Origin of the sequence: Mycoplasmopsis canis PG 14, assembly GCF_001553195.1 — a bacterium.
GTDB classification, from domain to species: domain Bacteria; phylum Bacillota_I; class Bacilli_A; order Mycoplasmatales; family Metamycoplasmataceae; genus Mycoplasmopsis; species Mycoplasmopsis canis.
In genome coordinates this window covers 714,501-726,333 of sequence record NZ_CP014281.1, presented here as the reverse complement: position 1 = coordinate 726,333, position 11,833 = coordinate 714,501, and the positions used below count along the sequence as shown (strand labels likewise).

The window sequence follows — 11,833 nt, the reverse complement described above, 5'->3', positions numbered from 1 at the left end:
TTTTTGTAAAAAAATATTTATAGTTCTGAATAATTAGATTATAATTTCGCCGGAGAAATCATGAAAAACAAATTAACAGAAAAACAATTTATATTTTACGGCCTTAACTATATTATCGGTTTTGGTTTTATAGCTACAATATCATCTGTCGTAAGCAAGGGTTTATGAGGAATCCTTATTTTTGTATTAACCGCCTTTATTTCTATGTCAGTTATGTTGGCTTTTGCGAGAGGGAGTCAAAACTTCGGTAAAGAGGTCGGCGGAACATACGCATACGCTAAAAAAGCGTTTCACAATAAAAGAGCAATCCTATTTTTACAAGGTTGAAACCAATTTGCTCAAGTTCCTTTGTTTTCAGCAACAACACCATTATTTTTCATTAACTTAATTGGCGAGTTTGATAAAGGGAACCAAGTTATTTATCAATTTTCAGCAGTCGCATTCTTTATTATTTTAAATATTATTAGTTCGTTTGGGTTAAGGACATCAAAATGATTTATTTTATTTTCTGCCATAATTAAATGAATAACAATAGGTATGGGTCTTTCTATTGTTGTTTGATATTCGTTTGCTAGTTTCCAATTCGGAAATAACTTCAGTAGTAACCCAACAATTGATATTAGCATTATTGTAACATCTGTTTTATCATTTATTTATGCTTTTGCAGGTGGCGAAGGACTTGCAGGAATTTCAGCAGATGTTGAATCTAAGAGATTTAAAAAAGTTTTAATGTTAATTTTTATGATAGTACTAACATTTTATTTTGTATTTTACATGATATATTTAGGGTTAGATAAAACAGCTTTTTTAGGAACTGAGAAAAGTTCAGTTAACTTTGCGAGAATATTCAGAGTTTCAATGGGGCTATCAGGTGTGATAATGTTTACGATTGGTACTTTCTTTAATAGAGTAGGTTCATCTATTAGTTCCATAATTTATTACGCAAGAACCGTAGTTCCATTAGCTCAAGACAATTTTATCCCAAGCTTTTTTGCTAAAAAATCAGAAAAAACTGGCGAATATAGAAATGCAATAATATTTTCAAGTGTATTTTCTATTATTTCAATGTTAATTTTTACTATAGTACCTTATTTTCTAGGGATAAGAGATCAATTCGCTGCAGTATTGAACGCTGGTAATATTGTTTTCTTAATGCAATATCTAATGACAATTTTTACTATATTGTTTATATCTTATAAAGACAAAACATTTAAAATTCCATTATGAGAAAAAATGATTTATGTACTAGCGATTTTACTAATTGGTTTTATTGTGCTTGTATCATTAATACCACCAATTGTCGGAACAAGCTATACGGTTGAAAGCGCTATTTTGATGCCTAGTTATTTAGGTGTAATGATTTTAGGTTATGCAATTTGAGGTGTTTGATACTTAATTCAAAAAATCAATTCAAAAAATAATTCATCATCTATATATAATGAAGAAAAACCTATTTTTGTGTATTCAAAAAATCACAGATAAACTTATTTGGGATTAAATATTCCAAATATTTTTTATTAACCATAAGTTTAAAATTTTAGTAAAATTTAAACAACGATATTTTAGGAGAAATCATGAAAAAAATTAGAACACGTTATGCACCAAGCCCTACTGGTTATTTACATATCGGGGGAGCTAGAACAGCTTTATTTTCTTATTTATTTGCAAAACATTTTGGTGGTGATTTTATTTTTAGACTCGAAGACACCGATATTAAAAGAAATGTTGAAGGTGGCGAAGAATCACAACTCAACAATTTGGCATGATTAGGTATTGTACCTGATGAATCACCATTAAATCCTAATCCTATTTATGGTAAATATAGACAAAGCGAAAAATTGGATAGATATTTAGAAGTTGCTAATCAATTAATTGAAAAGGGTTTTGCTTATAAGGCATATGACAACTCTGAGGAACTTGAGAAACAAAAGGAAGAAAGTGATGCTAAAGGAATCCCTAGCTTTAGATATAATCCGAATTGATTAAATATTTCTGATGAAGAAAAGTTAAAAAGAGACCAAGCAGGAGAATATTCGATCAGATTTAAAATGCCGGAAAACACAGAACTATCTTGAAATGATATTGTTAGAGGGGAAATTTCGTTTAATTCTAGTGATATTGCTGATTGAGTTATTTATAAATCTGACGGATTTCCAACATACAATTTTGCTGTTGTAATTGATGATTTTGATATGCAAATAACACACGTTTTAAGGGGTGAAGAACATATAGGTAATACACCAAAACAATTGGCTATTTATAATGCATTAGGGTGGGAATCACCTAAGTTTGGTCATTTAACAATAATAACAAACATGGAAGGTAAAAAACTTTCTAAAAGAGATACAAGTTTAAAACAATTTATTGAAGATTATAAAAATGAAGGATATATTCCAGAAGCTATTTTTAACTTTTTGACCCTTTTAGGTTGAACAGCGGAGGATGCTTCTGAATTAATGACTAAAGAAGAAATTATTGCAAAATTCGATCCAGAAAGATTGAGTAAGAGTCCTTCAAAATTTGATATTTCAAAAATGATTTGGTTCTCAAAACAATATTTCAAAAATTTATCAAACGACTTAATTTTAAGTAAGTTAAATTCATTAATAGATTCAAAAAGCAAAGAATGAATTAACTTGTTTGTAGAAACATACAAACCTAGTGTTGCAACTTTTACGGAATTAAACGAAAATCTAAAAACATTTTTAAACGCAAGTATAAAGAAATTTGAATTTACTGATGAAGAAATTTCAGTTGTTAAGAAATTTAAGCAATTGCTTTTTAATTATGACTTTAATGTTGAAAGCATACAAGAATGTATTAATAAGACATCATCAGAACTAAATGTAAAAGGAAAAAAACTGTTTATGCCAATAAGAATGGCTACAACTTCTCATGAACATGGACCAGAACTAGCTAAAGCTATTTATTTATTTGGAAAAGAAGAAGTTTTTAAGTCATTAGAACAGTATTAAGATGAAGTTGAAATTTAAATCTCTTATAAATCAAAATGATGACTTAAAAACAATTGAATTTACAGTTCCGGTTATGGTATATGATGAAGACAGTTTTAAAGTTTTTGTCTTTGATGAACCAAACACTAACTTAAAAAGTATGATAGAGATTTCTGATGATGAAATAAATATTCATACAAATACATCAACAATTTTTCTAAAACACCAAAAAGAATATATGTTTAATTTTTATTTTCAAAATAATGGTAAAGAATTTGCAGTTCCTTGAAAAACTTTTTGAGATAAAAAAGATTTTTTTGATAACACATATGTTTTTTCGTACTGAATTCAATCTAACGGAATAAAAATTGGTGATTTTGAAATAACTTTAATAATTGAAGAATAAACTAAATAGTTTATTTTTTTTAATCTTGCTCACTTTAAAAAATGATATAATGAAAACATTAATAAATAATATTTATTAAAGCTTAAAGTTCTTAAATAAAAAAAAGGAGAAAAATGGAAAATATAAGAATTTTTGCCCTAGGTGGCCAGGATGAAAATGGAAAAAATAGCTATGTTCTTGCGCACAATGAGGATTTATTTATTATAAATGCAGGAGTTAAAGTTCCGATAAATTCACAAAACGGTGTTGATACTATAATCCCGGATTTTAGTTATTTAGAAAAAAATAAGAATAATATTAAAGGTATTTTTATAAGCGACATTAGAAACGAAAGTTTTTCAGCATTACCTTGATTAGTAATGAAAATCCCTGGACTAAAGATTTATACTTCTCAATTAAGTAAAGAAATAATTATTGATAGATTGTCTAAGTATAATATTAAAAAAGAAACTTATAAAGTTATCGTATTAAATGAAAGAAAAAAAGTTGGTTCATTATTTGTGCAACCAATTTCACTTCCAGGAAGTGTTCCAGGCAATTTAGGTTTTGATTTTATAACAAAATCTGGTGATTATGTTTTTATGTTCAACTTTGTTGAAGGTGATCTTGATATTTTTGGAAGAACTTGATTTTTACATTTGCCTAAATTATTTGGTAATAGAAAAGTTATTGCACTTATATCCGATTCTGGAAAAACAAACTTTTCTGGTAGAGCAATTGAAAAAAATAAATTACCTGATTCAATTTTGAATGTTTTTGAAAATGCTAAGAATAACGAAAGAATTATTATTGGCGCATTTAGTGAAGATATGGTTTCTTTACACAAAATTTTAAAATTGTCAATGAAGTATAAAAGACCTGTAATCACATATGGTAAAACATATGCTGATTTACTTGAAATTACAAAAAAAATAATTTTAGAAAATGACAAAAACCTTGAACTTCCTGAAATTGTTGATTATAAACAAATTTCAAAGCATAATAATGCTGTTATTCTTGTAACCGGTGCTGTAGAAAGGCTATTTTCAAGATTTTTAAGAATTACTTCAGGAGAAGATGTTTATTTAAAACTTAATTCAAATGATAGAGTAATTATGTTGGCCCCTCAGGTTAATGGTCTTGAATCACAAGCTGCATATACATTGGATGAAATAGCGAGAATTAGTCCTAATTTAATTGATATATCAGATTCAGAATATTTTTATTGTAGACCATATAAAGATGATATTTTAAATTTAATAAAAAATTTAAAACCTGATTTCTTCATTCCTGCTCAAGGACTTTTTAGATATCTAACTGATTCCGCTAATTATGTTAGTGATAACGAAGAAATTAATAGCACTCAATCTATTGTTCTGTTAAATGGAAAAGTATTGCATTTTGTAGATGGTAAAAAAATGTCACAAAGTGCGAAAATAAAAGAAATAGGTGACGTTATTGTGGATGGGTTTGGTGTTGGTGATATTTCATCAGAAGTTATAGCGGAAAGAGAAGTTTTAGGAAGAGAAGGCGTGATAATTATTAATTCTTTATATAATCCTAAAACTAAAAAAATAGTTGGGCAACTACATATAAATTACATAGGTGTAATTGATGAAAATGAGCAAGAATGAATGAATAATCTAATTAAAGGAATTATAATTGAATTAATCTCAGGAAGAGTTTACGGATCAATGTTTGAATTAAATGAAAAAGTAAGAAAAACAATAAGAAAAAAAATATTTAAGTTGACAGATAAAGACCCTTTAGTGGCCTTAACTCTTACACAGGTATAAAATGAAACTAATGCAGATTTATAATTTGCTTAATATGACTAAGCAAGAAACTGAAGTAACATTTTCAAGAAAAATGACTACAAAAGCACTTATTTGTAATTTGTTTTTGTGATTATTATTTTTATGTTCGTTAGTTTTTTCTGTTTTTTATTTAATACCGAGTTCATCTAATGGTTTTAAAATATTTTATATTTTTACATATGGATTGTTATTTGGTGGTTCGATATGAATTTTGTTGCCATATTTCTTTTTGGTATTAGTAATCTTTACTATTAATAGAAAAATGGAAAATAAAAATATATTTTGGTTATCGAGAAGATTCAAAGTAACATGATGAAATTTCAGAAAACAAATTTTATGAATTTCTACTTTGTTAGCTATAGTGTTCATTCTATTATTTCATTTTGTTTTACACTTTCAAGATACTAATCTGAGATCATCAGATTTTAATTCTAGCAAAGTAGCGAACTTATTTGTGTTTGGTTGATGAGATAAATTTTATAAAGTTATTACTTCTAACAATGAAGGTGATTTGATATTAAGTAATTTAGTTAATAAGTATTCACTTTTTAACAATATTGGTTTTTTCTTGGATTCTATTTTTAATGTTCTTTATCTAATTTCTGTTTCATTCTTAATACCTTTATTTGTTATTTTATTTATAATTTTATGAATTATCAAACTAATTTTCTACCCAGTTTTATACATTAAACTTAAAGGAAAATATATTTTTGCATTCAAACATAACTTTTTTGATGAAAAAATGCTTCAAGAGAAAAGCAAAAAATTTTATTCATTTACAAAGCAAACAGAATTTTTTTACAATTTTATGCTTTATCTTATTGATAAGAAAAAAATGAGATCAGAAAGATTAAAGACTATCCTTAGTTCTATAAATTACGAAGAAACCAAAAAAATACTTAATGAGTTTCAAAACCAAAAAAATTTAGATTCTGAAAAAAGATTAACAAAAGAAAATGAAGATTTTGAATTATTTGATTCTATAGATGCCTTATATTATGAAGAAAATAGTTATGAACTAAACAACAATCAAGAAAAAAATAACACATTAAACACAGATAAAAATAATGAAAAGATTAAAAAAGAAAGCAATTGGTTGGATGATATATCGCCAATTAGTTAGATAGGAGCATTATGTTTAAAAAAATGGCTTGAAAAGATGCTGAAAACTACATTAACAACACAAATAAAAATGACTTAACGTTTATTACATTTACAACAGAGTGATGTGGCGATTGTAAAATGATGAAAAGAACATTTGATAATGTTGCATCCAAATTTAAAAACAATAGCGAGATTAACTTTATAACTGTAGACGCTGAAGAAGCTAATTTATTTAGAAATCCAGATACTAAGTGAAAGGTTTTAAAAGTACCAACTATGATGCTTTTAGAAGGTGAAGAAATCATCGAAAAAGCATTCGAATATGTTCCAGAAGAGGTTTTAGTTAATTGAGTTGAAAAGAAGGTTTTATAACCTTGATACACCAAAAAGAGTTGTTAAAAAAATAAAAGAGAAAAAATGTTTTCGTTTTCTCTTTTTTTTATTATAATTCATAAGCAACTATAACTATGAACTATAAGGTTGTTAGCCCGCCAAATGTTGTTGAGGACGCGCTGAGTTTTTATAGGGAGTTATGTTCAAAAATAGAACAAAGGAGACAACCAAAATGAGTAAATTAAGCATCAAAGTAAAAGGTTTTGACCATGTTACTGTTGACCAAGCTGCAAAAAAAATCTTTTTAGCAGCTAAAGAAGAAGGTGCAAAAGTAAGTGGACCAGTTCCTTTACCAACAAAAAGAGATGAAATTACTATTTTAAGATCTGTTCACGTAAACAAAAAATCTCGTGAGCAATTCGAAAGCAGAACACACCAAAGATTAGTTGTTATTACTGATGCTTCTGCTAAAACAAAAGACAAAATTGAAAGACTAGAATTACCAGTTGGTGTTGGTATTCAAATAAAAGTTAAATAAATACCATTTAAGGAGAAAATATGAAAGGAATCTTAGGACGTAAAGTTGGTATGACTCAAATTTACAGCGAAACTGGTGCCAGAATACCTGTTACTGTAATAGAAGTACAACCAAATGTTGTATCTAAAGTTTTAACAAATGATAAAAATGGTTATACAGCTACTCAATTAGCTTCATTTGATAAAAAAGAAAATAGATCAAATAACCCAGAAAAAGGTCACTTTAAAAAAGCTAATACAACACCTAAGCGCTACGTAAAAGAAGTTCGTGACATGTCAGGTTTCGAACTTGGACAAATTATTAAAGCTGATATTTTTTCAGCAGGAGAACTAGTTGATGTAACTGGTGTATCAAAAGGTAAGGGTTTTGCCGGAACTATTAAAAGATACAATCAACACATAGGACCTAAATCACATGGTGGTGGTGGTGGTTCACAACCAGTTAGACAAACAGGATCACTTGGAGATATTTCAGGTAACAGAGTTTTCAAGGGAATGACAATGCCTGGTCATTTAGGAAATGTTAAAACAACAGTTCAAAACCTTGAAATTGTAAAAGTTGATGTTGAAAACAATTTAGTTTTAATTAAAGGATCAATTCCTGGTCCTAAAAAATCATTTGTTATGGTTAAACAAGCAGTTAAAGGATTGCCTAACCGTGAACAAATTAAGCTTGTTGATATAGCTGAAGTTCTTAAAATGAATGAATTAGTTGAACACGCCAAAAAATATGGAATTGAAGTTAAGGTTGGTATGCATTCATCAGAATTAGAAGCTTTAATTAAAGAAGCTGAAGCAAAAGCGGAAGGAGATAAATAATAATGGCAGAAACAAAGAAAAAAGCTGTTGCAACAAAATCAACAGCTAAATCTACTTCTTCAAAACCAACTTCTTCAAAGACTGTAAAGAAACCAGCTTCTAAACCTGCTGCTAAACCAGTTGCAAAGAAAGCAACTGAAGTGAAGTCAGTAAAAGTAAATGTTCAAAAAGATACAAAAGTGAAAAAGGTTGAATTTTCAGCTGATTTACCAAAAAATCTTTTTGGAAGTGAAAAAATTTATACACAAGCTATTTTTGACTCAATCTTATCTGAAAGAGCATCAAGAAGACAAGGTACACATCAAGTTAAGAATCGTGCTGAAGTTTCAGGAAGTGGTAAAAAACCATGAAGACAAAAAGGAACAGGTAGAGCACGTCATAGCTCAATGCGTTCACCTATTTGAGTAGGTGGTGGTAGAGCATTTGGTCCTCAATCAAACAAAAACTACTCACTTAAAGTTAATAAAAAAGTTAAATATGCTGCATTTGTTTCAGCTTTAACATTATTAGCTAACGATAAAGCGGTTTTGGTTAATGACTTATCACTAAGTCAAATTAAAACAAAAGATTTAGTTCAAAAACTTGTTGAGTTAAAAGTTAACGATTTAAGACACGTTTTAGTTGTAAATGAAAACCCAATTGTTTTTAGATCATCACAAAACTTAGGTAATGTTAATGTGGTTAAAGCAAATTCAGTAACAGTTGAAAACTTAATTGGCGCAGATGTTATGATTATTTCAAATGAAAGTCTTGAAATTTTAAAAGAAAGAGGTAGATAATTATGGAATTAACAAAAGTTATTAAATCACCTATTCTTACAGAAAAATCAGATAGATTAAGATCTAATGAAAAGAACCAAGTTTTCACATTTAAAGTTGATTTTGCCGCTAACAAATATCAAATTAAAGAAGCTGTTGAAACTATTTTTAATGTAAAAGTTTCTTCAGTTAACACAATTAAAGTTAATAAAAAACCTAAAAATGTTGGTCGTTTCCACGGATTTACAAATCGTTACAAAAAAGCTATGGTAACTTTAGCTGAAGGAAGCTTAAACTATTTACCAAGCAATGAAACTGAAGCACAAATAGTTTCAGACGAAAAAGCTGTTGAGAAAAAAGAACAAAAAGCTAAAAAAGTTTCAGACGTTGAAGCAAAAGTTGCTAAAAAACTTGCAACAAAGAAAACAGTTGCTACAAAACAAACTGCAGTTAAAAAACAAGCAACTACAAAGAGAAAAGTTGGTGGAGAATAGGATTTCACCAATCATAATAAAATAAAAAAGAAATTAAGCGGAAATAAGTGCTTAAAAGACAGATCCGCAACTATTTTTAAGCAAAGGAGAACATAATTATGGCAATGAAATATCATAAGCCAACTACTAACGGTCGTAGAAATATGTCTTCTCTAGATTTCAAACAAAATTTATCAGGACACGCACCAGAAAAATCATTATTGGTTAATTTAAAAAACCATGCTGGTCGTAACAACCAAGGTAAAATTACAGTTAGACATCACGGAGGACGTGTTAAACGTTTCTACAGATTAGTAGATTTCAAACGTAATAAAGACGATATTCCAGCTATTGTTAAATCAATCGAATATGATCCAAACAGATCAGCAAATATTTGTTTATTAGCATATGCTGATGGAGAAAAAAGATATATTTTAGCTCCTAAAGGTATTAAAGTTGGGCAAACAGTTGTATCAGGAGAAAAAGCTGACATTGTTGTTGGTAATGCATTACCTTTAACATTTATCCCTGAAGGTACATTTGTTCACAATATTGAAATGCAACCAGGTGGTGGTGGAATTATAGCACGTAGTGCTGGAGTTTCAGCTCAAATTCTTGGTAAAGATGACAACGGTAAATATGTTGTTTTAAGACTTAAATCAGGTGAAACACGTCGTGTTTTAGCTCGTTGCCGTGCAACAATTGGTGTTGTTGGTAATGAAGAACACTTATTAGTTAATGTTGGTAAGGCTGGTATTAACAGACACAAAGGTATTAGACCTACAGTTCGTGGTTCAGTTATGAACCCAGTAGACCACCCACATGGTGGAGGGGAAGGAAAACAACCAGTTGGTCGTAAAGCCCCTCTTACTCCGTGAGGTAAAAAAGCTCTTGGTGTTAAAACAAGAAAAACTAAAAAATCTTCAAATAAACTTATTTTAAGAAGAAGAAAGGATGCTAAATAATGGCTCGTAGTTTGAAAAAAGGTCCATTTGCCGACGAACACTTACTTAAAAAAGTAGATGCTATAGTAGAAGGTAAAGCCCCTAAAAAACCAATTAAAACTTGATCAAGACGTTCAACAATTTTCCCAAGTTTTGTTGGATTAACATTTGCAGTTCACAATGGTAAACAATTTAATGAAGTTTATGTTACAGATGACATGGTTGGTCACAAATTAGGAGAATTTTCACCAACTAGAACATTCTCTGGACATGGTGCTGATAAAGGTAAGAAAAAATAATGAATAAACAACAAGCAAAAGCTCACGTTAAGTTACAAAGAGTTAGCGTTTCTAAAGCTAAATTAGTTGCAAACTTATTTAGAGGTAAAAACGTTGACGTTGCATTAGGTATCTTACACAACACATCAAAAAAATCATCACCAATTTTCATTAAATTATTAAATTCAGCAATAGCAAATGCAACAAATAACCACGGAATGAACGCATCAAAATTATTCGTTAAAGAAGTTTATGTAAATGAAGGTCCTACTCTTAAAAGATTTCAACCAAGAAGTAGAGGTAATGCTTATTCGATTTTCAAACGTACATCTAATTTATCAGTAGTATTAGAGGAGAGAAACTAATGGGACAAAAAGTTAATCCAAATGGATTCCGTTACGGAGTTTCAAAAGAACACAATTCAAAATGATTTGCTGACAAAGATAATTTTGGTAAATTTTTAGTTGAAGACGCTAAAATTTACAAATTCTTCGATAAATTAGTACGTCAATACCAAATTGGAAAATTAGAAGTAAAAAGAAATAAGGATAATAAAGTTACTGTTTTAATACACACTGTCAAACCGGCTGCTGTTTTAGGACAAGAAGGTAAAAATATCCAAGAATTAACAACAAAATTACAAAAATTTGTAAAAAATAGACATTTAAATGTTAATTTACAAGTTTTAGAATTAAAGAAACCTGATTTAAATGCAAAATTATTAGCAGAAATGATTGCTGCAAAATTAGAAAATCGTGAAAGCTTCCGTTCAGCACAAAAAATAGCTATTAGATTAGCTATGAAAGCTGGAGCCAAAGGTATTAAAACTATGGTTAGTGGACGTTTAAACGGAGTTGATATGGCTCGTTCAGAAGGTTATTCTGAAGGAGAAATGAAATTACATACTTTAAGACAAGATGTTGATTATGCAACAGCTACAGCTAGAACTACATATGGTGCTATCGGTATTAAGGTTTGAGTTTCATTAGGAGAAATTTTAGGAGGTGATAAATAATGTTACAACCTAAAAGAACCAAATACAGAAAACCTTTTTTAGTTAAACACGATAAACGTAAAGCTACAAAAGGAAATACAGTTTCATTTGGTGAGTTCGGACTTCAAGCGGTTACATCTGCTTGAGTAACAGCTCGTCAAATTGAGTCAGCACGTATAGCTGCTACTCGTAGAATGGGTCGTGAAGGACAAGTTATAATTAGAATTTTCCCTCACTTCGCAAAAACTTCTAAACCAATCGGTGTGCGTATGGGATCAGGAAAAGGTACACCTGAATTATGATACACAGCCGTTAAAGTAAATACAATGATGTTTGAAGTAGGTGGAGTTGCTGAAGATGTAGCTCGTGATGCTCTTCGTTTAGCAGGACACAAATTACCAGTTAAATGAAAAATTATTAAAAAAGGAGATAATTAA

General features: G+C 29.2%; 15 protein-coding genes. All 15 read left to right on the top strand.

All coding sequences use genetic code 4. From position 1 onward, the window contains the following. Positions 1-60: 60 nt before the first annotated feature. The 15 genes from AXW82_RS02850 to rplP all read left to right on the top strand — a co-directional run bounded on the left by AXW82_RS02850 (position 61) and on the right by rplP (position 11,833). The gene (locus AXW82_RS02850; RefSeq protein ID WP_004795348.1) at positions 61-1,482 is read left to right on the top strand and encodes an APC family permease; all 1,422 of its coding nucleotides are present in this window, start codon (positions 61-63) and stop codon (positions 1,480-1,482) included. Positions 1,483-1,574: 92 nt separating this feature from the next. Beyond that, entirely contained in the window at positions 1,575-2,975 is a 1,401-nt protein-coding gene (gltX, locus tag AXW82_RS02845; protein ID WP_004795351.1) for a glutamate--tRNA ligase, read from the top strand. Between the two features lies 1 nt (position 2,976). Next, positions 2,977-3,360, top strand: a complete 384-nt coding sequence (locus AXW82_RS02840) for a hypothetical protein (protein ID WP_004795353.1) — start codon at positions 2,977-2,979, stop codon at positions 3,358-3,360. A 113-nt stretch (positions 3,361-3,473) separates the two neighbouring features. Then, positions 3,474-5,135: a ribonuclease J gene (locus AXW82_RS02835; RefSeq protein WP_004795354.1), complete on the top strand. Its 1,662-nt coding sequence runs from the start codon at positions 3,474-3,476 to the stop codon at positions 5,133-5,135. 283 nt (positions 5,136-5,418) lie between these two features. Continuing rightward, a complete protein-coding gene (locus tag AXW82_RS02830) occupies positions 5,419-6,279 on the top strand; it encodes a hypothetical protein (RefSeq protein ID WP_235732113.1) in 861 nt (286 codons plus the stop codon). An 11-nt stretch (positions 6,280-6,290) separates the two neighbouring features. Beyond that, positions 6,291-6,632, top strand: coding sequence for a thioredoxin family protein (locus AXW82_RS02825; RefSeq protein ID WP_004795356.1), 342 nt, complete (start codon positions 6,291-6,293; stop codon positions 6,630-6,632). 193 nt (positions 6,633-6,825) lie between these two features. Beyond that, entirely contained in the window at positions 6,826-7,131 is a 306-nt protein-coding gene (gene rpsJ / locus AXW82_RS02820) for a 30S ribosomal protein S10 (RefSeq protein WP_004795357.1), read from the top strand. 20 nt (positions 7,132-7,151) lie between these two features. Next, entirely contained in the window at positions 7,152-7,949 is a 798-nt protein-coding gene (gene rplC, locus AXW82_RS02815; protein ID WP_004795358.1) for a 50S ribosomal protein L3, read from the top strand. A gap of 2 nt (positions 7,950-7,951) precedes the next feature. After that, positions 7,952-8,728 carry a 50S ribosomal protein L4 gene (gene rplD, locus AXW82_RS02810; RefSeq protein WP_004795360.1) on the top strand — a complete coding sequence of 259 codons (777 nt, stop codon included), beginning with the start codon at positions 7,952-7,954 and terminating at the stop codon, positions 8,726-8,728. A gap of 2 nt (positions 8,729-8,730) precedes the next feature. Then, positions 8,731-9,201: a 50S ribosomal protein L23 gene (rplW, locus tag AXW82_RS02805; protein WP_004795364.1), complete on the top strand. Its 471-nt coding sequence runs from the start codon at positions 8,731-8,733 to the stop codon at positions 9,199-9,201. A gap of 98 nt (positions 9,202-9,299) precedes the next feature. Further along, complete coding sequence (gene rplB / locus AXW82_RS02800) at positions 9,300-10,145, top strand: 50S ribosomal protein L2 (protein WP_004795366.1); 846 nt, start codon at positions 9,300-9,302, stop codon at positions 10,143-10,145. After that, complete coding sequence (rpsS, locus tag AXW82_RS02795) at positions 10,145-10,423, top strand: 30S ribosomal protein S19 (RefSeq protein ID WP_004795368.1); 279 nt, start codon at positions 10,145-10,147, stop codon at positions 10,421-10,423. The genes rplB and rpsS overlap by 1 nt, the downstream gene beginning before the upstream one ends. Beyond that, positions 10,423-10,767 carry a 50S ribosomal protein L22 gene (gene rplV / locus AXW82_RS02790; protein ID WP_004795370.1) on the top strand — a complete coding sequence of 115 codons (345 nt, stop codon included), beginning with the start codon at positions 10,423-10,425 and terminating at the stop codon, positions 10,765-10,767. The genes rpsS and rplV overlap by 1 nt, the downstream gene beginning before the upstream one ends. Then, complete coding sequence (rpsC, locus tag AXW82_RS02785; protein ID WP_004795373.1) at positions 10,767-11,417, top strand: 30S ribosomal protein S3; 651 nt, start codon at positions 10,767-10,769, stop codon at positions 11,415-11,417. Before rplV ends, rpsC begins: the two co-directional genes overlap by 1 nt. After that, positions 11,417-11,833, top strand: a complete 417-nt coding sequence (gene rplP, locus AXW82_RS02780; RefSeq protein ID WP_004795375.1) for a 50S ribosomal protein L16 — start codon at positions 11,417-11,419, stop codon at positions 11,831-11,833. The genes rpsC and rplP overlap by 1 nt, the downstream gene beginning before the upstream one ends.